Source organism: Streptomyces sp. NPDC101191 (assembly GCF_044767915.1).
Taxonomy (GTDB): domain Bacteria; phylum Actinomycetota; class Actinomycetes; order Streptomycetales; family Streptomycetaceae; genus Streptomyces.
The window spans coordinates 119574-137914 of the sequence record NZ_JBIWOU010000010.1 but is presented as its reverse complement, the minus strand read 5'-3'; the positions used below and the strand labels follow the sequence as shown (position 1 = coordinate 137914).

Genomic DNA, 18341 nt, shown 5'->3' with positions numbered 1-18341 from the left:
CCCCCTCTTTCAAATCGGTTCTCCCTCGCTCATCGGGAAGCGGAGGGAAGGGGGTACGCGGGTGTCGACGGCGGCGATCAGGTCACCTCCCGACTTGTACCAGTCTGCCTGGATATCGATGACGGCGCCGAGTTCCCCGTACAGGATCCGCCTCCCGGACGGGAACACCCCGAGCCCGGCCACCTGGTGCCAGCGCACCAGGTGATGGCAGAACCCGGTCCAGTGGGCCAGCCCTTCGTCGCCCAGATACATCCGCTCCCGGCGGCCGGCCGGCCCGAACAGCCGCGGCCGGTACGCGTACGCCTCGTGGAGGCCCTGTCCGAAGCGGTCCGGCTCCGGCACGAAGGGGCTGTCCGGTCCCGGGGCGCAGTGGGCGGGGAGCGTGAGCAGGGCGGTCGCGGCGTAGTCGGCGAGGGCCGCGCGGACGTCGTCGGTGCCGGCGGAGGCGAGACGGGCCCGTACGGCCGGGTCGTCGAGGACCTCCTGGCCGGAGAGGCGGTCGAGGCCGGCCGCGAGCAGCAGGCCGTGCCGGCCGTCGGCCGTGTCGAGCCGCTCCGACCGGGCGCGGGCGGCCCTGCGCACCTCCTCCTCCGCGGGGCCCTGCCCGGCCAGCTCGCGCAGCACCGCGTCGAGGCCGTCGGCGACGGCCTGGGTGCCCAGCTCGTCGGTGGGGGCGACCAGCCAGAAGCGCATGCGCCCGCCGCCCACGTAGGAGGAGTGGAGCTCGACCTCGCCGGTCAGCTCCGGGGCGAGGCGCCGATCGCCCTGGACCCGGGCCCGGGCGACGTCCGCCGCGAGAAGGCCGACGGGCGCGGCGGGCACCTCGAAGGAGAGCATCACGTGCTCGCCGTACGCGTGGGGCGCCTCCAGCCAGCAGCCCGAGGTCCCGGGCAGGGGCTCCACCTCGGGCCGCTCGGGGCTTGGCCCGTCCGGCAGGCGCGGGTCGAGGGCCTCCGGGGGCGGGCCGGTGAGCACGAGGGCCGCCCCGGCCCGGGTGAAGCGCTCGGCGGCCCAGGCGCGCACGGCGTCGGCGCCGATGTGCTCGACCGCCATCGCGGCCCAGCCGGCCCTGCCGGGTCCGCGCAGGCCGTAGCGGAAGCCGAGCTCCCGCTCCTGGAACTCCTCCCAGCGCGCCTCGCGCCGCTGTCGCGCCCCGACCCGGCGCACGGCCCCGGCGAGCCCGTCGACCGGGGGTTCGGCGAGCGCCCGGCAGAGCCGGTTCACGACCTCGGCGACCCGCTCGGGAGCGCCGGTGACCCAAAAGCGGGTGTGGTCGCCCTCGACGGTGGAGCCGAGTTCGTCGCAGGCGGACCCGGCGTCGTCGGCGGCGGCGAGTGCGAGCTGTTCGGCGAGCGCGGTGACGCCACGGCGCGGGAAGGGCTCGTGCTCGATCCCCGTCGCGAGCAGGAGGTGGGCCGTGAAGGGGCCGGGGACGTCGTCCCAGTACAGGGGGATGCCGTTGATCTCCGTGCGCCGCATGGCCGAACAGTAGTGCGGCGGGACACACGTGCGGCAATTGACAACCGTTTCCATCTTTGTTGAAAATGAGTGTCATGAACGTACGCCGACTGATACCCCCGACCGCCGTCGCCGGAGCCGTCGCGCTCGGTCTCGTCACCCTCTCCGCCTGTGGCGGCATCTCGGACGCGGCCGACAAGAAGAGTGACGGGAAGCTGGGGGTCGTCGCGTCGTTCTACCCCATGCAGTACCTGGCCGAGCAGATAGGCGGCGGCCATGTGTCCGTCGAGACGCTCACCAAGCCCGGCGTCGAGCCGCACGACCTGGAGCTCAAGCCCCGGCAGATCGGCCGGCTCACCGACGCGGACGTCATCGTCTACCTCAAGGGCGTCCAGCCCGCCGTCGACGACGCCATCCAGCAGGCCGGCGTGAAGAACACCATCGACGCCGCCACCCTCACCGAGCTCGAGGAGCACGGTACCGAGGCCGGCGGCCACGAGCACGGCCACGGCGACGCGGCCCACGGCTCCGAGGAGGCGGGCCCCGAGGGCCACGACCACGGCTCCGAGGCCGGCGCCGACCCCCACATCTGGCTCGACCCCGTGAAATACGCCGAGGTCGCCAAGGGTGTGGGCGCCGCCTTCGAGAAGGCCGACCCGGCGCACGCCGCCGACTACAAGAAGAACACCGACGCCCTGGTGAAGAAGCTCGGCGACCTGAACACCGCCTTCGAGACCGGCCTGAAGGACACCACCACCAGGACCTTCATCACCACCCACGCCGCCTTCGGCTACCTCGCCGAGCGCTACGGCCTGGAGCAGGAGGGCATCTCCGGCATCGACCCCGAGGCGGAGCCCAGCCCCGCCCGCATCAGGCAGCTGCAGGACATCGCGAAGCAGGACAAGGTCGGCACCGTCTTCTTCGAGACCCTCGCCAGCGACAAAACCGCCCGGACCCTCGCGGCCGACACCGGCCTGAAGACCGACGTGCTCGACCCGCTGGAGGGAATCACGGACAGGTCCAAGGGCGCTGACTACCTCGAGGTCATGCAGTCCAACCTCGCCGCGCTGAAGAAGGCCCTCGGCGCCAAGTGACCACCCCGGCAAGCGCATTCCAGCAGGAGGAACCCGTGAGCTCACTCGTGAGCGACGAGCCCGTCATCTCCGTCCGCGGCGCCACCGCGGCCCTCGGCTCGCGGCCCGTCCTGCGCGGGGTCGACCTCACCGTCCGGCGCGGCGAGGTCGTCGCGCTGCTCGGCGCCAACGGCTCGGGCAAGTCCACCGCCGTCCGCTCGGTCATCGGCCAGGTGCCGCTGACCGGCGGCACCATCGAGCTCTTCGGCACTCCCCAGAAGCGCTTCCGCGCCTGGGCCCGGGTCGGCTACGTGCCCCAGCGCACCACCGCCGCGAGCGGCGTCCCCGCCACCATCCGCGAGGTCGTCACCTCCGGTCGGCTCTCCCGCCGCAGGTTCGGTCTCGCCACCAGGGCCGACCGGGCCGCCGTCGACCGCGCCATCGAGCTCGTCGGACTCACCGACCGTGCCCGGGACTCCGTCTCCGCGCTCTCCGGCGGCCAGCACCAGCGCGTGCTCATCGCCCGGGCGCTCGCCTCGGAGCCCGAGCTGCTGATCATGGACGAGCCGATGGCCGGCGTCGACCTCGCCAGCCAGGAGATCCTCGCCTCGACCCTGCGCGAGCAGGTCGCCGGCGGCACCTCCGTCCTCCTCGTGCTGCACGAGCTGGGCCCGCTGGAGCCCCTCATCGACCGCGCGGTCGTGCTGCGCGACGGCTGCGTCGTCCACGACGGCCCGCCGCCGCAGGCCGTCGGCCAGCACGCGCTGCCCGGCCACGACCACGTCCATCCGCACGCGGCCGACGAGCCGCTCCGTACGGGACTGCTGAGCTGACATGGAATTCCTGAACGACCCCTTCATGCAGCGGGCCCTGCTCGCCGCCCTGCTCATCGGCATCACCGCGCCCGCCGTCGGCATCTACCTCGTCCAGCGGCGCCAGGCGCTCATGGGCGACGGCATCGGCCACGTCGCCATGACCGGTGTCGGCCTGGGCTTCCTGATGTCCGCCAACCCGGTGTGGATGGCGACCCTGGTGGCCGTCGTCGGCGCCGTGGTCATGGAACTCATCCGCGCGTACGGCAAGACCCGCGGCGACCTCGCCCTCGCCCTGCTCTTCTACGGCGGCATGGCCGGCGGCGTCATGCTGATCAACCTCTCGGACACCGGCTCCAACGCGAACCTGACCTCGTTCCTCTTCGGCTCGCTGACCACGGTGTCCCGCGAGGACACCGTCACGATCACGATCCTGGCCGCCTTCGTCATCCTCGTCACGGTGGGTCTGCGCCGGCAGCTCTTCGCCGTCAGCCAGGACGAGGACTTCGCCCGCGTCACCGGCCTGCCGGTGCGCGCGCTGAACCTGCTCATCGCCGTCACGGCCGCCGTGACCGTCACGGTCGCCATGCGGGTCGTCGGCCTGCTCCTGGTCAGCGCGCTGATGGTGGTCCCCGTCGCGGCGGCCCAGTCGCTGTCCCGCTCCTTCCGTACGACCTTCGCGCTCGCGGTGCTGATCGGCGTCGGCGTCACCCTGACCGGCACGATCACCACCTACTACGTCGACGCGCCGCCCGGCGCGACGATCGTGCTGCTCGCGATCGGCGTCTTCATCGCCCTGACGGCCCTCGCGACCCCGCTGGCGCGCCGACGTGCCAAGGCCGCCGAGGCGGCCACCCAGAGCTGCGACGCGCCGCTTCCGGCCACCCGGCGCCCCTCGGACGACGTGAAGGTCTGACGGCGGGGCAGCGGGGGGCTGGCAGAATGGCGGGGGCAGACAAGGATTCAAGGAGGCCCCGTGACGACGGCAGGACCCCCCGTACGCGGCCGCTCGACGAAGCAGCGGGCCGCCGTGTCGGCGGCGCTGAACGAGGTCGACGAGTTCCGCAGCGCCCAGGAGCTGCACGACATGCTCAAGCACCGCGGCGACTCCGTCGGCCTCACCACCGTCTACCGCACGCTCCAGTCCCTGGCCGACGCCGGCGAGGTCGACGCCCTGCGCACCAGCGACGGCGAGACGGTCTACCGCCGGTGCTCGACCGGCGACCACCACCACCATCTGGTCTGCCGCGTCTGCGGCAAGGCCGTGGAGGTCGAGGGCCCGGCCGTGGAGCAGTGGGCCGAGACGATCGCCTCGGAGCACGGCTTCGTCAACGTGGCCCACACGGTGGAGATCTTCGGCACCTGCGCGGACTGCGCCGCGAAGTGACCTGACGCACGAGGTGACATACGGACGGGGCCCGTACCGGACGATTCCGGTACGGGCCCCGTCGCGTGGGAGCGCGGGCCCCCGCGGAGCTCAGAGCCGGTCGAGGTTCCGGTCCAGGAGCGCGCGCAGCCGGTCGACGTCGGCGGGGTCGGCGAGACCGCGCTTGGGCAGGGCGGCCACGCCGACACGGCCCTTGTCGGCGGACAGCAGCACGAACTGGGTGGGCGTCTCCGTGTACCGGGGCAGCATCGGCCAGCGGCTCACGGCCTCGCTGTCGCGGGTGACCAGGCGGACGCCGTCCTCGTCCACCCGGGCGCGGAACTCGCCCTGCCGCCCGACCAGGGCGTACACCTGCCGGGCGGTGGCCCGGACGGCCAGCCACGGCAGGACGGCGCAGAGCAGCCCCAGCCCCGTCATCAGCGCCACGAAGACCGGGTCCGGCTCTCCGGCGACGAACAGTTCCAGGACCACGACCAGGCCCGCGACCGCGGCGGCCACGGGCAGCAGCCGCCGCAGCGCCCGGAACGCGCCGTGCCGCAGCTGGACGCGTACGGCGTCGGCGACGTCCTCACGCGTCGGCGTGTAGACGAGTTCCATCACGTGTCCCCCCGGACGCTGCTCAGGCCTTGTCGAGGACGGCCAGGTCGGCCGGGTCCACCCCGCCGAAGCGGCGGTCGCGCTGGGCGTACTCGACGCAGGCGCGCCACAGGTCGCGGCGGTCGAAGTCGGGCCACAGGACGTCCTGGAAGACCATCTCGGCGTACGCGCTCTGCCAGATCAGGTAGTTCGACGTGCGCTGCTCGCCGCTGGGCCGCAGGAAGAGGTCGACGTCCGGCATGTCCGGGTAGTAGAGGTACTTCTGGATGGTCTTCTCGTTGACCTTCGCGGGGTCGAGCCGGCCCGCCTTGACGTCCTCCGCCAGTGCCTGCGCCGCGTCCGCGAGCTCCGCCCGGCCGCCGTAGTTCATGCAGAAGTACAGCGTGAGCTTCGTGTTGTCCTTGGTCTGCTCCTGGGCGACCTGGAGCTCCTTGGCCACCGACTTCCACAGCTTGGGCATGCGGCCCACCCAGCGCACCCGGATGCCCAACTCGTCCAGCTGGTCGCGCGTCTTGCGGATGAAGTCCCGGTTGAAGTTCATGAGGAAGCGCACCTCCTCTGGCGAGCGCTTCCAGTTCTCCGTGGAGAAGGCGTACAGCGAGATCGAGCCCACGCCCATCTCGATCGCGCCCTGGAGCACGTCGAGCACCTGCTCGGCGCCGACCTTGTGGCCCTCGGTGCGCGGCAGACCGCGCTCCTTGGCCCACCGCCCGTTGCCGTCCATGACGATCGCGACGTGCTCGGGCACGAGCTCCGACTGGAGCTTCGGCGGGCGGGCACCGGACGGGTGCGGCTCGGGGGTGCTGTACTCCCGCCGCTGCCGCCCGAGGAGTCGTGCGATGGCCATGACGTGGTCTCTCCTAGCTCTTCTCTACGTACCGCAGCGAGCGCAGTCCGCGCTCCAGGTGCCAGTGCAGATAGGCGGACACGAGCCCGCTGCCCTCCCTGACGTGACGCGGCTCGGCCGCGTCCGCCGTCTCCCAGTCACCCGTGAGCAGCGCGCCGAGCAGGCCTACGGCCTCCGCTGAGGGTACGACGCTTCCGGGGACCCGGCAGTCCCCGCATATGACTCCGCCCGCAGCGACCGAAAAGAAGCGGTTCGGGCCGGGGAGTCCGCATTTGGCACACTCGTCGAAGCTCGGCGCGTAGCCGTTCACGGCCAGCGAGCGCAGCAGGAACGCGTCCAGGATCAGGTGCGGGGCGTGCTCCCCGCGCGCGAGCGTGCGCAGCCCGCCCACCAGCAGCAGGTACTGCTGCACGGCCGGCTCGCCCTCGTGGTCGGTGAAGCGTTCCGCCGTCTCCAGCATCGCGGTGCCCGCGGTGTAGCGGGCGTAGTCGGTCACGATCCCGCTGCCGTACGCGGCGATGGTCTCGCTCTGCGTGCACAGCGGAAGGCCGCGCCCGACCAGTTCGCTCCCCCGGGCGAAGAACTGCACGTCCACGTGCGAGAACGGTTCGAGCCGCGCCCCGAACTTCGACTTGGTCCGGCGCACCCCGCGCGCGACGGCGCGTACGCGTCCGTGACCGCGCGTGAGGATGGTGATGATGCGGTCCGCTTCACCCAGCTTCTGGGTGCGCAGCACGATGCCGTCGTCGCGGAACAGACTCATGGAGCCATTCTCCCGCATGCGGGAGTCGACCATTTGCCATGTGCACGGCAGCAAATCTAGAGTCGCCGCCATCCATGATCGTTTCCACGGGGGTCACCGAACTCATGCGCACCAAGCCTCTGCTCGCCCTAGCCTCCTCCCTCCTCGCCCTGGCCACCGTGACCGCGTGCGGAGGCGGCGGTGACACGACCCTCGACGACGCGCTGGGCAACAACCAGGCCCCGGCGAGAAACGGCGGAACGTACGGCTCCGGTGGCTCCGACGGGGACGGCACGGCCGGCGTCGCCTTCGAGCTGCCCAAGGCCGGCTCGATGGCGAGGGCCGCCGAGATCGTCGGCACCTACACCGACTGCGCCGACCTCTCCACCGACCCGGACGACGACGACTTCTTCCCCGGCGACGAGACCTACGACGAGCAGTGGGGCGTCACCGAGCGCGGCGCCTGTGGCAGGGGCACCCGCATCTTCATGTTCACGGACCCGCAGACCTTCCAGGCCGCGTACAAGGCCGACCTCGACGAGGACCGCAAGGAGAGCCCGAACAAGGGCCACCGCGGCAAGTTCCTCCTCGGCCAGGACTTCGCGGTCCTGCCCGCCCAGAAGGCGGCCATCCGCGCCGCGATCCAGCCCGGCGGCCTGATGATCCTCAACTGCCACCCCGACTTCGCCCCGCCGAGCGGCTACCGGAAGGACCCGGCCCTGGTGGAGGGCTGCGTCCTGACGAACTACTTCGAGGACTGAGCACCTCCTCAAGGCCGAGCGCCCGCCGCCGCGTCAGGGCACCTCGCCGCGGCTCCGGGCGTTCGCGTGCGCGGTCGCGGCGCTCAGCCGCTCGGCGACGGTCGCGACCCGGATCCCGTCCGGGTCGCAGTCCCACTCGCGCCCGCCGCCGATGGGGCGGAGCTGGAGGTAGGGGCCCTCGTATCCCATGACCGTGCCGATCCTTCCCGTACCGATGTCGACGACGTACGCACCGACGGGCGGCTTCATCCGCGTCCCCCTTCGTTCGTGAGCGCCGCCGTGAGCAGACGGGCGGTCGCCGCCGTGCAGCGCCCCAGTTCGATCAGCGGCCGAGGAGGATCGGCGGCGAGGGTCACGGCGTCGAGCCCGAGCGAGGGCAGCGTGATTCCGGCCCGTCCGAGCGCCTCCCGCAATTCCCTCACCGCCTCTCGCGCCTCTTCCACCGGCCGCATGCTGTCTTCTTTCACCAACGCACTCCTTCCCGAATCCATTTCGCGCATTCCACATCCATCCCCGGTGGCGAATCCATAGAATCGACAGCCGTTTGGGGCAACAACCGCGGTGTGGGATTCGGGAGTCAATCCATGGCCAAAGGCAGACAACAGGCCGCGTGGGAGTTCTTCGGAGAGCTGCTGAAGGAACGCCGGGAGGTGGCGGGGCTCTCGCAGAACGACCTGGGCGCGCGGGTGTTCGTCTCAGGGGCGTACATCGGCCTCTTCGAGCAGGGGGTACGGAAGCCGCAACCGGACGTGGCGAAGAGAATCGACGAGGTACTACAAACCGGCGGTATTTTCGAACGAACCTGGCGGAAACTCATCGACAGGTCGCCGTACGCGGAATATTTCCAGGCCGCCGCGGAACTGGAGGACCTTGCGTCGAAGATCTGCGAGTTCGAGTCCAGTTCCATCCCCGGGCTGCTCCAGACGCGCGAGTACGCGCGCGCCGTCACCCGAGCCAGTAACCCGCTCGCATCGGATGCCTATGTCGAGGAGAAGGTCCTCGCCAGGCTCGATCGGCAGGCCATCCTCAGCGAGCCGACACGGCCGATGTATTGGGCCATCGTGCACGAAACGGCGCTACGGATCCCTGTCGGCGGCCCCGCGGTGATGGTGGAGCAGCTCGGCCACCTCCTGTCGCATGCGCACGAGCGCAGGGCGCTGCTCCAGGTGTTGCCGTACGCGGTCGGCGCCTATCCCCAGATGGGCAAACCGCTCAAGCTCATGGAGTTCACGGACGCGCCCCCAACGGCCTATACGGAAGGGGTGTATTCAGGCAACCTCCTCGACGATCCAGCCGTGGTGAAGCGGGCACAGCAGACCTACGATCTGCTCAGGGCCGCCGCGCTGTCGCCAGAGGCGTCCCTGGCCCTGATCGAGTCGGCGGCGGAGGACTTCAGACGATGCGCGAGTACGACCTGAGCAACGCCCACTGGTTCAAGAGCTCCTACAGCAATGGCGAGGGCGGCAACTGCGTAGAGGTGTCGTACGACTTCGCCGGCGCCGCCTGGCGCAAGAGCTCGTACAGCGACGGCGACGGCGGCAACTGCCTCGAAGTCCTCGACGGAGTCCACGGCGTCGTCCCCGTCCGCGACAGCAAGGTCCCCGACGGCCCCGCGCTCGTCGTCCCGGCCGCCGCCTGGGCCGCGTTCGTGGCAGGGGTGACGAGATGACGACCGCCTCCACCCCCGTCCTGCGCGGCAGCGGCGGCGCCGTCCTCCGACACGAGGACGACGCACTGACGCTGCGGCGCGGAGACGAGGAGACACGCATACCCCTGCGGGCCGTTCGGGCCGTCGTGCCGGAGGGCCGTGCCGTGGTGGTCGAGCTCCGGGTACCGGAAGGGGCGACACCGGTCGTCCATCGGGTCGAGGGAGTCAACGGCGCCTCGGCGGACCTGTTCGCGACGGCGGTCGGCTCGGCCCTGGCCGGGTTGCCGGAGCCCGACCCGTCCCTCGACGGCGCCGCGCTCGTGACGACCCGGTCCCTGCGTACGCCCGGCAGCCCCAAGCCCGCCGTCAGCGCGGGGCACAAGGCCAGGGGCCTGGCCTGGGCGGCGCTGGCCCTCGGGCCCGGCCTCGCGGCGTTCATCACGATGAGCGTGCTGGTCGTCGTCAACGACGAGCCGGGCGCCCTCGTCCTCTCGTTGCTGATGGGGCTCGTGGTGATCGTCTTCAACCTCCTGAGCGGCTACACGGCGGACCGGGCCGTGCAGATGTCACTCCTCCCCCGGCGCGGCATCACGGTGATGGCGGTGCGCACCAGCCCGTACGGCAAGTCGGGGACGTACGCCTTCACGGACCGGGACGGCACGACCCACCACTACTTCCGGCAGGCGTACGCGAGCGAGATCGAGATCAGCTACCACCCGGACAACCCCCTGACCAAGGTCGGCGTGTATCCCGTCTTCGTCCGCGTGCTGGTCGCGCTGTCGAGCCTCGTCCTGTGGGCCGCGACGATCGGGGTCATCTGCCTGATGATCCTCGTGGGTCTGAACGTGTGACCAGCACGTCGTCGATCAGGCCGTACTCCTTGGCCTCCTCCGGCGTGAGCCAGCGGTCGTCGGCGAAGTCGGCGGCGAGCCGGGCGGCGTCCCGGTGGGTGTGCCGGGCGAGGAGGTCGGTGACGCGGGCGCGGGTGTGGTGCAGTTCGGCGATCCCGACGGCGTCGGCGTCGGACGCGGCGGCGTCGGCGAAGGACGGCAGGTGCAGCATCATGCGCGTGTTCGGCAGCGCGTACCGCTTGCCCGGGGTGCCGGCGGCGACCAGGAACTGGGCCATCGAGGCGCAGTATCCGAGGCCGATCGTGACGACGTCGTTCCTGATGTGCTGCATCGTGTCGTAGATCGCCAGGCCGGCCGCCACCGATCCGCCCGTGGAGTTGACGTAGAGGGTGACGGGACGGTCGCTCTCGGCGGCCAGGAGCAGCAGCTGCGCCGTGACGCGGTCCGCGGTCTCGTGGGTGATCGGCGCGGCGATGTGGAGGATGCGGTGCCGCAGCAGCCGCTCGATGACGACGGCGGCAGCGGCGTCCGCCTCGGCGTCGGCGCGGTGAGGGGCGTTGGTGTCCTGGGAGTCGGCGGGCATGGGGACATGCCTTCCATCGGGCGCCCCGGCCCTCACGGGCCGTGCCGCCGATCGGCTCACAGGCCCGCGAAGAGCCTTTCGAGCGGCGCGGGCACGCGGTCGGGGTCGAGGGCCTCCACGAGGACCCGGCCGTAGCGGATCTTGCGCCCCTTCTTCGTGCCGAAGAAGCGTCGCAGCTGCAGGTGCGGCGGCCGGCCCTGCTGCGCGGGCTGGCGCAGGAAGGTCCGCAGGGGCCGCTCCTCGCCCTCCGCCCGGACGAGTTCCGTCACCCGGGTCACGCCCAGCGCGCGGATCAGCTCGTCCTCCAGATCGGCCGCGCAGACGAAGAAGCCCGGCTCCCCCGATCCGGCCCCCTCCTCCGCACGGCCGTGCTCCCCCGCACCCGACGGCCCTGCCGTACGGCCCTGCTCCCCCGCACCGGTCAGGGCGCGGGCGTAGTAGTCGCGCTCGCGCTCGTCGCACAGGCCGACCAGCCGGAGGCCCAGGCCCGACGGCCCGAGCAGGCGGGCGAAGCGCCCGATGCTCATCGCGCCGCCGATCGGCAGGACGCAGACCCCCTCGGCCGCGAGGTCGCGGCCGCGGCGCTCGGCCAGGGCGTCGACCGCGGCGACGTCGCTCAGCCCTTCGAGCAGGACCACGGTCCGTACGGGCAGGCGCGCGGCGAGCTCGCGCGCGGGGCCGTCGGGGTCCCCGGCCACGAAGTCGCTCATGACTCCGCGTCCCGCCGTGCGCCCGGCAGCGGCCCGCTCCCCTGCCGCGGCGTCACGCGCCGCCCACGCGAGAACCGCTTCCCGGAACGCCCCCATGTCATCCATGAGGCGAGTCTCCGCCCTCACCCGGCGCGTGGGCCATCGGATATCCGCTCGCAGGCACTCGGGAAGCTTCCTCGGCGTGCGTGGGGCACCTCCGCCCCGCGCTTCGGGGAGCAGGCACCTCCGTGTCCCGGGGGAGCAGCCCGATTACGGGACGGGGAGGCGGAGTTCCGGGTCCGGCAGCTGTCGCGGGCCGAGGCGTGGTGACCCGGCTCCCCGGGGCGCGCCGGGCCCCGGGTCGTTCGGGCCGCGCCGTGAGCGCGACCGGCGGCGGGTGCCATCGGTCCTCGGCGAACGAACGGCCGGTGCCCCTCGATCACCGTCGGGCCGGCCCGTCATCGGTGTCGGCTCAGCTCCGGCACGTCCCGCAGCGGGAAGCGCCACCGGCCTGGACGACGAGACTTCGGCCTGCCCGGCGGACTGCGACGGGACGGGCGGGCGCCACCCGGGACCTTCAGCGCGCGGCGCGGTCGAGGGCGTCGACCTCGCGCACCGCGTCGGCGACCGCGCGGAAGTCCTTGCGCAGGATGGCGCCGTGGTTGCTCGCGACCTTCGCGCTGACCTCGATGTGCGGGTTGCGGGCGGTCACCGCGTCCAGGCCGGCGCGGATCCGCTCCTGCTCGTCCCCGCGGCTGCCGAGGGACGTGCCCGAGGCGATCACGTAACGGGTGGGAACGACGACGGAGTCGAGGACGGCGCCCAGTTCGCGCTCCCCGCCGAGACGGCCGAGCTCGATGTTGCTCTCCGCCTGCTCCTCGGCGGTCAGGCGCGGGGCCAGTCCCGTCGGGCGGAGCAGCGGCAGGAACCAGCCCATCCGCCGGAACATCTTCCGGATCCGCACCTCCATGGCCTCGTCCATCCAGTCGTACGGGCAGGCGCCGTCGACGAGGACCGCGCCGATGGTGCGCTTCGGGTTCCGGGCGGCCCAGTGGGCCCCGACGTAGGCGCCGTAGGACCAGCCCACCAGCAGCGCCCGGTCCACGCCGCGGGCCGCGAGGACCGCGTCGACGTCACGGACTGCGGCCTCGAAGGAGTAGTCCGCCGAGCGGCCCGACTTCCGGCCGCGGCCGCGCTCGTCGAAGGTGATGTGCCGCCACTCCGGGCCCAGTTCGGCGAGGACGCGCCGCCAGTACCCCTGGGTGGCGAACTGGCCGTTGAGGTAGATCACGGGGATGCCCGGGCCACCGGTGTCGGTGACGGCGAGTGCGGTGTCGTCCACCGGCACCATGCCGGTCCATGCGGTGTCGTTGCCGGTCATGACGTGCCCTCCGGGGCTGGATGCGGACGGGGTTCGGGAAGGGGCGGGGCGAGGGTGTGGGGTGGCGGGGCCGTCGGGTGCGGCGCGTCGTGGCGTGGCGTGCCGGTCGTGGCGGATCAGAGGCTGCGGGCCTCGACGTTGCCGTAGCCGGTGGTGGCCTCGATGTTCAGGCCGGCGGCGGCGCCCTCGGTGTTCCTGAGCGCGTTGCGGACGCGGCCGTAGCCGGTGCCGGCGTCCAGGGAGGCGGAGACTCCGGCGGCGGCGCCGACGGAGATGTCGCCCATCTGCGTGCGCAGCACGACCGCGCCGCGGCGGGCCTCGGTGATCCGGATGTCGCCCTTGCCGGTGCTGATCTCGGCGGGGCCGGTGAGGCGGCCGACGGTCACGTCGCCGCCGGAGGTGGCGACGCTGAGGCCCGCCGCCTCGTCGATCTTGATGGCGCCCTGCGCGCCCTTGAAGGCGACCTCTCCGAAGCGTCCGACGCCCCGGAACTCGGCGCAGGAGGACGTGATCCCGACCTGCGAACCGGCCGGCAGCTGGACCGTGACCTCGATGGACCCGGAGGGGCCGAAGTACTGGTTCCTGCCCGCCGGGGCCGCGATCCGCAGGACGCCGTCGGCGTAAGCGACCTCGGTCCGCTCGGCCGCCTTCACGTCGCGGCCCTTGGCGGCGTTGGCGGGCAGCACCTCGACGGTGGCGTCGGCCCGGTCGGCGGCGATGAACTGCACGCGCCCGGCGGGGAAGTCGACGACGGCGGAGATCGGGGCGGTGGTGGCGAACTTCTGCATGGTGCGCTCCTCGGGAATCGTGTGTCCGACGACGTGCGTTCGCCGTTTCTGACACCGGAAACGCTACGTTGCTTTCCAAAGTACGGCAACGTACCTGTTGCACAGGAGCATCGTTTACCCAGCTCACACAGCTAAAATCGTTGCAACGAAAGTGACTCTAATGCAACATCGACCGCCACAAACGTTGCATTGGACGAGGTGTGAACGCTATGCTGCCCGGGTCACCGACCGACGAAAGGGAGATCGCGATGCCGGGAGGCCGACTCACCCAGCAGGAACGCCAGCAGATCGCGCTGGGAGTGGCCGACGGGCTCGCCTACGCGGAGATCGCCAGGCGCCTGGACCGCCCCACCTCGACGGTCACGCGCGAGGTCATGCGCAACGGCGGCCCCACCGGCTACCGCGCCGACCTCGCCCACCGCGCGACCGAGCGGCGCGCCCACCGGCGCAAGCCCGCCGCCTCGCGTACGACACGGGCGCCCGAACTCGCCCACGGCCGCGACGCCGAGGCCGTCCGCGAGTACGAGGAGGTGTTCACCACCCTCCTCATGCAGCAGGGCCTGCCCAAGATGATGTCCAGGGTGCTGACCTGCCTGTTCACCACCGACGAGGGCAGCCTGACCGCCGCCGAACTCGTCCAGCGCCTGGAGGTCAGCCCGGCGTCCGTCTCCAAGGCGGTCGCCTTCCTCGAACAGCAGGGCCTGCTCCGGCGCGAGCAGGGCGAGGGCCGGCGCGAGCGCTACACCGTCGACGACGAGGTCTGGTACCAGTCGATGGTCTCCGCGGCCGAGTCCAACCTGCAGCTCGCCAGGACCGCCCGCCAGGGCGTCGACGTCCTCGGCGCCGACAGCCCCGCCGCCGTCCGGCTGGAGAACATCGCGCGCTTCGTCGACTTCGTCGCGGAGAGCATCATGCGCTCCGCGGAACAGGCCCGCGACATCCTCTCCTCGCGGAGCGAGCCGGACGCTCCTTCCGGGGAGTGATCAGTCGGCGCCCCGGCGCCCGGCGGCGCGGGCGCACCTCGCGGCGCACGCGCGCCGGGCTTCCCCCGGTCCTACTTGATGAGCGCGTTGGCGACCGCGATCGCCAGACCGATCGTCGCGTCCGCGAGGCCCACCAGCACGGCCGAGCCGCGCCGGTAGCCGGACTTCAGCGCGGCGAAGGTGCCCCAGGCCCCGAGCAGCAGGGTGTTGAGCGTCAGGCCGGCCGTGGTGACCGGACCCTCGCTCCAGTCCGCCGCGCCCGCCAGGAGCAGCAGCAGGACGGTAGGGAGGGCGGCGACCACCAGGGGCCATTCCTCCCCGAGCGCGGTGCCGAGCCGCCGCCAGCGCACCGCGGCGCTGCCGGTGTGATGGGTCGCCATGTGGTGCGCGTAGCCGTGGACGAGACCCGCCGCGATCGCCGTGACCAGGATCCAGAGCGCGTCGTAGACGGGCGTGAACGGCTCCCCCTCGCTCTGCAGGGCGGCCAGCAGCGCGCTCGCCAGGACGGTGCCGTAGATGCCTCCAAAGAGCCAATTTCGCATGAAAACCCACCCTAAGGGACGAATAGCCACCACCCGCACGGCGGAGCCGCTCCACACCCAGGTGCTTCTTTGGGATCTCATAAGCCCGCCTTATGAGGCCATAGACCGGGGGCGGGTACCGGATCATTTCCGGTGTTATTTAGGGTGACCTAAGCGCGGCGATCCCTCGCCGTCACTCGCTTGCGAAGGGAAACCCGTCATGCCCCGCCCCCTCCGGGTCGCGATCGTCGGCGCCGGCCCCGCCGGGATCTACGCCGCTGATGCGCTGCTGAAGTCCGAGGCCGCCGCCGAACCGGGTGTGTCCATCGACCTCTTCGAGCGGATGCCCGCGCCCTTCGGCCTCATCCGCTACGGCGTCGCGCCCGACCACCCCCGCATCAAGGGCATCATCACCGCCCTCCACCAGGTGCTCGACAAGCCGCAGGTCCGCCTCTTCGGCAACGTGAACTACGGCACCGACGTGCACCTCGACGACCTGCGCTCCTTCTACGACGCGGTGGTCTTCTCCACCGGCGCCATGTACGACCGCGAGCTGCGCATCCCCGGTGTCGAGCTCGACGGCTCCTTCGGCGCCGCCGACTTCGCGTCCTGGTACGACGGCCACCCGGACGTCCCGCGCACCTGGGACCTCTCCGCCGAGAAGGTCGCCGTCCTCGGTGTCGGCAACGTGGCCCTCGACGTCGCCCGCATCCTCGCCAAGACCGCCGAGGAGCTGCTGCCGACCGAGATCCCGCCGAACGTCCACGAGGGCCTCAAGGCCAACAAGGCCGTGGAGATCCACGTCTTCGGGCGCCGGGGCCCGGCCCAGGCCAAGTTCAGCCCCATGGAGCTGCGCGAGCTGGACCACAGCCCCAACATCGAGGTCATCGTCAACCCCGAGGACATCGACTACGACGAGGGCTCCATCGCCGAGCGGCGCAAGAACAAGCAGACCGACATGGTCGCGAAGACCCTGGAGAACTGGGCGATCCGCGACATAGGCGACCGCCCGCACAAGCTCTTCCTGCACTTCTTCGAGTCCCCCGTCGAGATCCTCGGCGAGGACGGCAAGGTCGTCGGTCTGCGCACCGAGCGCACCGAGCTCGACGGCACCGGCAACGTCAAGGGCACCGGCACGACGACCGACTGGGACGTCCAGTCCGTCTACCGCGCCGTCGGCTACCTCTCCGACGAGCTGCCCAAGCTCCCCTGGGACACCGTCAGCGGCACCGTCCCCGACCAGGGCGGCCGGGTCATCGAGGAGGGCGGCACGCACATGGCCTCCACCTACGTCACCGGCTGGATCCGGCGCGGCCCCGTCGGTCTCATCGGCCACACCAAGGGCGACGCCAACGAGACCGTGGCCAACCTGCTCGACGACCACGCCAACGGACGGCTGCTCACCCCCGCCTCGCCGGAGGAGGACGCGGTCGTGTCCTTCCTGGAGGGCAAGGGCGTCACGTACACCACGTGGGAGGGCTGGTACCGGCTCGACGCCGCCGAGAAGGCGCTCGGCGAGCCCGAGGGCCGCGAGCGCGTGAAGATCGTCGAGCGCGAGGACATGCTCCGCGCCAGCGGCGTCGAGCAGGGCTGACGCCCCGCCTGCCGCGCACCCTTCCCGGCCCTACCCTGAAAGGGCCGGGAAGGAGCCCGTCATGGCCGTCACGCTCACGCAGGCCAGGGACGCGGCGGCCCGCGAGGACTGGGCCGGCGCGTACGCCCTTCTGCACGAGGCGGACCGCCACCCCACCGCGCCCCTCGGGCCCGGCGACCTGGACGCCCTCGCCGACTCCGCCTGGTGGTCCGGCCGGGTCGAGGAGTCCGTCACCGCCCGGCTGCGGGCCCACGCCGCCCACGTGGCGGCGGGCGACCCGCGCGGCGCGGGAGCCACCGCGTGGTGGCTGGCCTCCGAGTACCGCCGCCTGGGCAGGCCCGCGGCCGCCGCGGGCTGGCTGCACCGGGCCCGGCACCATCTGGAGGGCCGGCCCGACTGCCCCGAGCAGTGCCTCCTCGCCCTCGCGGACGCGGAGGAGGCACAGCAGCACCACGACCCGGCCGCGGCCCTCGCCGCCGCCCGGCGCATGACCCGGCTCGCCGAGCTCTGCGCCAACCCGGACCTCGTCGCCCTGAGCCGCCAGTCCGAGGCCTCCGTCCTGCTCGCGCAGGGGCGCCGGGCCGAGGGGCTCGCGCTCCTCGACGACGCGATGCGCGCGGTGACGGCCGGCGAACTGAGCTCCCTGTACACGGGGCGGCTGTTCGCCCTGGCCCTCGACCAGTGCATGGGCGCCGCCGATCTCCGGCGGGCGGTCGAGTGGACGGACGCGGCGATGGCGTGGTGCTCGGTGCCGCGTGCGCAGCACGTCGCCCCCTCCCCCGGAGCCACGCCCCGGACCCCCGCTCCGGCCCGGGCCGCACCCGTTGCCGACAACCCCTTCCGCGGGGCGTGCCGCGTCCACCACGTCGAGGTGCTCGACCTGCTCGGCGAGTGGGCGCGCGCCGAGGAGGAGGCGCACCTGGTCCTCCAGGAGGTCCTGGAGGACTCGCTCGACGCCGCCGCCGCAGCCTCGTACGCGGCCGGCGAGGTCCAGCGGCGCCAGGGCCGGGGCGTCGAGGCGGCCCGCTCGTACGCCCGCGCCCACGAACTCGGGCGCGTCCCGCAACCGGGGCTCGCCCTGCTCCGGCTCGCCGAGGGCCGTGCGGACACCGCCCTCGCCGGGCTGCGACTGGCCCTGGACTGCCAGAGCGACCCGCGGCACGACCTCCTCGGCCGGGCCCGGCTGCTCGCCGCGCTCACGGAGGTGACCCTCGCGGTCGGCGCGACCGGCGCCGCCGAGCAGGCGGTCCTGGAGCTGGAGGGGCTGGCGCCCGCCCCGGAAGCGCCGCTGCTCGCCGCCGTCGCCGCCACCGCGCGCGGGGCGCTGGCCCTCGCCCGGGGCGAGCCGGCCCACCCGCCGCTGCGGCGGGCCCTCGTGCTGTGGCGGGAACTGCGCGTGCCCTACGAGGCGGCGCGGGCGCGGATGCTGCTCGCGGCGGCCGACCGCGCGGCCGGCGACGAGGCGGCCGCCCGGCTCTCACTGGACGCCGCCCGAACGGCCTTCGAGCGCCTGGGCGCCGCCCCGGACGCCCGTCGCGCCGCCGCCCTCCTCGCGGGTGCGCAGCACCCGCCGCACCACGGCGCCACGCCCTGAGCCGTACCGAAAACCCGGAGGCGCAGAGCCAA

22 protein-coding genes are annotated in these 18341 nt (G+C 72.5%); 11 read left to right on the top strand and 11 right to left on the bottom strand.

Going from position 1 to position 18341, the window contains the following annotated elements; translation table 11 throughout:
- Window positions 1–9 precede the first annotated feature (9 nt).
- A complete protein-coding gene (locus tag ACIRQF_RS32350; protein ID WP_404097752.1) occupies window positions 10–1479 on the bottom strand; it encodes a hypothetical protein in 1470 nt (489 codons plus the stop codon).
- A 74-nt stretch (window positions 1480–1553) separates the two neighbouring features.
- Here ACIRQF_RS32350 and ACIRQF_RS32345 point away from each other — a divergent pair, with 74 nt between their 5' ends.
- From ACIRQF_RS32345 to ACIRQF_RS32330, 4 genes are read left to right on the top strand one after another with little or no spacing between them, the layout of a single operon-like run.
- On the top strand, window positions 1554–2552 hold the full coding sequence (locus ACIRQF_RS32345) for a metal ABC transporter substrate-binding protein (RefSeq protein ID WP_404097749.1): 999 nt from the start codon (window positions 1554–1556) through the stop codon (window positions 2550–2552).
- 35 nt (window positions 2553–2587) lie between these two features.
- Complete coding sequence (locus tag ACIRQF_RS32340; protein WP_376630250.1) at window positions 2588–3364, top strand: metal ABC transporter ATP-binding protein; 777 nt, start codon at window positions 2588–2590, stop codon at window positions 3362–3364.
- Between the two features lies 1 nt (window position 3365).
- The gene (locus tag ACIRQF_RS32335; protein WP_376630252.1) at window positions 3366–4259 is read left to right on the top strand and encodes a metal ABC transporter permease; all 894 of its coding nucleotides are present in this window, start codon (window positions 3366–3368) and stop codon (window positions 4257–4259) included.
- Window positions 4260–4319: 60 nt separating this feature from the next.
- On the top strand, window positions 4320–4730 hold the full coding sequence (locus tag ACIRQF_RS32330) for a Fur family transcriptional regulator (RefSeq protein ID WP_376630254.1): 411 nt from the start codon (window positions 4320–4322) through the stop codon (window positions 4728–4730).
- Window positions 4731–4820: 90 nt separating this feature from the next.
- On the opposite strand, the gene ACIRQF_RS32325 is transcribed toward ACIRQF_RS32330, so the two are convergent.
- Genes ACIRQF_RS32325 through recO form a run of 3 tightly spaced genes read right to left on the bottom strand, consistent with a single transcriptional unit; the run spans window position 4821 to window position 6937 of the window.
- Complete coding sequence (locus ACIRQF_RS32325; protein ID WP_404097745.1) at window positions 4821–5327, bottom strand: YcxB family protein; 507 nt, start codon at window positions 5325–5327, stop codon at window positions 4821–4823.
- Between the two features lie 22 nt (window positions 5328–5349).
- On the bottom strand, window positions 5350–6174 hold the full coding sequence (locus ACIRQF_RS32320) for an isoprenyl transferase (protein ID WP_376630258.1): 825 nt from the start codon (window positions 6172–6174) through the stop codon (window positions 5350–5352).
- 13 nt (window positions 6175–6187) lie between these two features.
- Window positions 6188–6937, bottom strand: a complete 750-nt coding sequence (recO, locus tag ACIRQF_RS32315) for a DNA repair protein RecO (protein WP_376630260.1) — start codon at window positions 6935–6937, stop codon at window positions 6188–6190.
- A gap of 74 nt (window positions 6938–7011) precedes the next feature.
- Between recO and ACIRQF_RS32310 the strand changes: the two genes are divergently transcribed.
- A complete protein-coding gene (locus ACIRQF_RS32310; protein ID WP_404097741.1) occupies window positions 7012–7677 on the top strand; it encodes a hypothetical protein in 666 nt (221 codons plus the stop codon).
- 33 nt (window positions 7678–7710) lie between these two features.
- Here the strand turns inward: ACIRQF_RS32310 and ACIRQF_RS32305 are convergent, their stop codons facing one another.
- Window positions 7711–7926 carry a hypothetical protein gene (locus ACIRQF_RS32305; RefSeq protein ID WP_376630264.1) on the bottom strand — a complete coding sequence of 72 codons (216 nt, stop codon included), beginning with the start codon at window positions 7924–7926 and terminating at the stop codon, window positions 7711–7713.
- Window positions 7923–8177 (bottom strand): hypothetical protein, encoded by a 255-nt coding sequence (locus ACIRQF_RS32300; protein ID WP_376630266.1) that lies wholly within the window; start codon window positions 8175–8177, stop codon window positions 7923–7925. Before ACIRQF_RS32300 ends, ACIRQF_RS32305 begins: the two co-directional genes overlap by 4 nt.
- Window positions 8178–8261: 84 nt before the next feature.
- Here ACIRQF_RS32300 and ACIRQF_RS32295 point away from each other — a divergent pair, with 84 nt between their 5' ends.
- From ACIRQF_RS32295 to ACIRQF_RS32285, 3 genes are read left to right on the top strand one after another with little or no spacing between them, the layout of a single operon-like run.
- Entirely contained in the window at window positions 8262–9095 is an 834-nt protein-coding gene (locus ACIRQF_RS32295) for a Scr1 family TA system antitoxin-like transcriptional regulator (RefSeq protein ID WP_404097738.1), read from the top strand.
- A complete protein-coding gene (locus tag ACIRQF_RS32290) occupies window positions 9077–9346 on the top strand; it encodes a DUF397 domain-containing protein (protein WP_404097736.1) in 270 nt (89 codons plus the stop codon). The genes ACIRQF_RS32295 and ACIRQF_RS32290 overlap by 19 nt, the downstream gene beginning before the upstream one ends.
- Window positions 9343–10176, top strand: coding sequence for a hypothetical protein (locus ACIRQF_RS32285; protein ID WP_404097734.1), 834 nt, complete (start codon window positions 9343–9345; stop codon window positions 10174–10176). Before ACIRQF_RS32290 ends, ACIRQF_RS32285 begins: the two co-directional genes overlap by 4 nt.
- Here ACIRQF_RS32285 and ACIRQF_RS32280 read toward each other — a convergent pair.
- From ACIRQF_RS32280 to ACIRQF_RS32265, 4 genes are all read right to left on the bottom strand, one after another.
- A complete protein-coding gene (locus tag ACIRQF_RS32280) occupies window positions 10139–10759 on the bottom strand; it encodes a ClpP family protease (RefSeq protein ID WP_404097732.1) in 621 nt (206 codons plus the stop codon). The genes ACIRQF_RS32285 and ACIRQF_RS32280 overlap by 38 nt on opposite strands.
- Before the next feature lie 56 nt (window positions 10760–10815).
- Window positions 10816–11574, bottom strand: a complete 759-nt coding sequence (locus ACIRQF_RS32275; protein ID WP_404097730.1) for a TOPRIM nucleotidyl transferase/hydrolase domain-containing protein — start codon at window positions 11572–11574, stop codon at window positions 10816–10818.
- Between the two features lie 451 nt (window positions 11575–12025).
- The gene (locus ACIRQF_RS32270; RefSeq protein ID WP_404097727.1) at window positions 12026–12829 is read right to left on the bottom strand and encodes an alpha/beta fold hydrolase; all 804 of its coding nucleotides are present in this window, start codon (window positions 12827–12829) and stop codon (window positions 12026–12028) included.
- Between the two features lie 116 nt (window positions 12830–12945).
- Complete coding sequence (locus ACIRQF_RS32265) at window positions 12946–13617, bottom strand: DUF4097 family beta strand repeat-containing protein (protein ID WP_404097724.1); 672 nt, start codon at window positions 13615–13617, stop codon at window positions 12946–12948.
- A gap of 248 nt (window positions 13618–13865) precedes the next feature.
- Here ACIRQF_RS32265 and ACIRQF_RS32260 point away from each other — a divergent pair, with 248 nt between their 5' ends.
- On the top strand, window positions 13866–14600 hold the full coding sequence (locus tag ACIRQF_RS32260; RefSeq protein WP_376630280.1) for a helix-turn-helix domain-containing protein: 735 nt from the start codon (window positions 13866–13868) through the stop codon (window positions 14598–14600).
- Between the two features lie 71 nt (window positions 14601–14671).
- Here the strand turns inward: ACIRQF_RS32260 and ACIRQF_RS32255 are convergent, their stop codons facing one another.
- Complete coding sequence (locus ACIRQF_RS32255; protein ID WP_404097722.1) at window positions 14672–15142, bottom strand: hypothetical protein; 471 nt, start codon at window positions 15140–15142, stop codon at window positions 14672–14674.
- A 199-nt stretch (window positions 15143–15341) separates the two neighbouring features.
- Between ACIRQF_RS32255 and ACIRQF_RS32250 the strand changes: the two genes are divergently transcribed.
- Together ACIRQF_RS32250 and ACIRQF_RS32245 are read left to right on the top strand one after the other, a co-directional pair.
- Entirely contained in the window at window positions 15342–16715 is a 1374-nt protein-coding gene (locus ACIRQF_RS32250; protein ID WP_376630284.1) for an FAD-dependent oxidoreductase, read from the top strand.
- A 61-nt stretch (window positions 16716–16776) separates the two neighbouring features.
- Window positions 16777–18309 carry a LuxR family transcriptional regulator gene (locus ACIRQF_RS32245; RefSeq protein ID WP_404097720.1) on the top strand — a complete coding sequence of 511 codons (1533 nt, stop codon included), beginning with the start codon at window positions 16777–16779 and terminating at the stop codon, window positions 18307–18309.
- Window positions 18310–18341: the final 32 nt, after the last annotated feature.

Excerpts from the sequence above, each read along its gene's own strand:
- ACIRQF_RS32350 (WP_404097752.1), bottom strand. The coding sequence starts at position 1,479 with ATGCGGCGCACGGAGATCAACGGCATCCCCCTGTACTGGGACGACGTC.
- ACIRQF_RS32345 (WP_404097749.1), top strand. The coding sequence starts at position 1,554 with ATGAACGTACGCCGACTGATACCCCCGACCGCCGTCGCCGGAGCCGTC.
- ACIRQF_RS32335 (WP_376630252.1), top strand. The coding sequence starts at position 3,366 with ATGGAATTCCTGAACGACCCCTTCATGCAGCGGGCCCTGCTCGCCGCC.
- ACIRQF_RS32325 (WP_404097745.1), bottom strand. The coding sequence starts at position 5,327 with ATGGAACTCGTCTACACGCCGACGCGTGAGGACGTCGCCGACGCCGTA.
- ACIRQF_RS32320 (WP_376630258.1), bottom strand. The coding sequence starts at position 6,174 with ATGGCCATCGCACGACTCCTCGGGCGGCAGCGGCGGGAGTACAGCACC.
- recO (WP_376630260.1), bottom strand. The coding sequence starts at position 6,937 with ATGAGTCTGTTCCGCGACGACGGCATCGTGCTGCGCACCCAGAAGCTG.
- ACIRQF_RS32310 (WP_404097741.1), top strand. The coding sequence starts at position 7,012 with ATGATCGTTTCCACGGGGGTCACCGAACTCATGCGCACCAAGCCTCTG.
- ACIRQF_RS32305 (WP_376630264.1), bottom strand. The coding sequence starts at position 7,926 with ATGAAGCCGCCCGTCGGTGCGTACGTCGTCGACATCGGTACGGGAAGG.
- ACIRQF_RS32300 (WP_376630266.1), bottom strand. The coding sequence starts at position 8,177 with ATGCGCGAAATGGATTCGGGAAGGAGTGCGTTGGTGAAAGAAGACAGC.
- ACIRQF_RS32295 (WP_404097738.1), top strand. The coding sequence starts at position 8,262 with ATGGCCAAAGGCAGACAACAGGCCGCGTGGGAGTTCTTCGGAGAGCTG.
- ACIRQF_RS32290 (WP_404097736.1), top strand. The coding sequence starts at position 9,077 with ATGCGCGAGTACGACCTGAGCAACGCCCACTGGTTCAAGAGCTCCTAC.
- ACIRQF_RS32285 (WP_404097734.1), top strand. The coding sequence starts at position 9,343 with ATGACGACCGCCTCCACCCCCGTCCTGCGCGGCAGCGGCGGCGCCGTC.
- ACIRQF_RS32280 (WP_404097732.1), bottom strand. The coding sequence starts at position 10,759 with ATGCCCGCCGACTCCCAGGACACCAACGCCCCTCACCGCGCCGACGCC.
- ACIRQF_RS32275 (WP_404097730.1), bottom strand. The coding sequence starts at position 11,574 with ATGGATGACATGGGGGCGTTCCGGGAAGCGGTTCTCGCGTGGGCGGCG.
- ACIRQF_RS32270 (WP_404097727.1), bottom strand. The coding sequence starts at position 12,829 with ATGACCGGCAACGACACCGCATGGACCGGCATGGTGCCGGTGGACGAC.
- ACIRQF_RS32265 (WP_404097724.1), bottom strand. The coding sequence starts at position 13,617 with ATGCAGAAGTTCGCCACCACCGCCCCGATCTCCGCCGTCGTCGACTTC.
- ACIRQF_RS32260 (WP_376630280.1), top strand. The coding sequence starts at position 13,866 with ATGCCGGGAGGCCGACTCACCCAGCAGGAACGCCAGCAGATCGCGCTG.
- ACIRQF_RS32255 (WP_404097722.1), bottom strand. The coding sequence starts at position 15,142 with ATGCGAAATTGGCTCTTTGGAGGCATCTACGGCACCGTCCTGGCGAGC.
- ACIRQF_RS32250 (WP_376630284.1), top strand. The coding sequence starts at position 15,342 with ATGCCCCGCCCCCTCCGGGTCGCGATCGTCGGCGCCGGCCCCGCCGGG.
- ACIRQF_RS32245 (WP_404097720.1), top strand. The coding sequence starts at position 16,777 with ATGGCCGTCACGCTCACGCAGGCCAGGGACGCGGCGGCCCGCGAGGAC.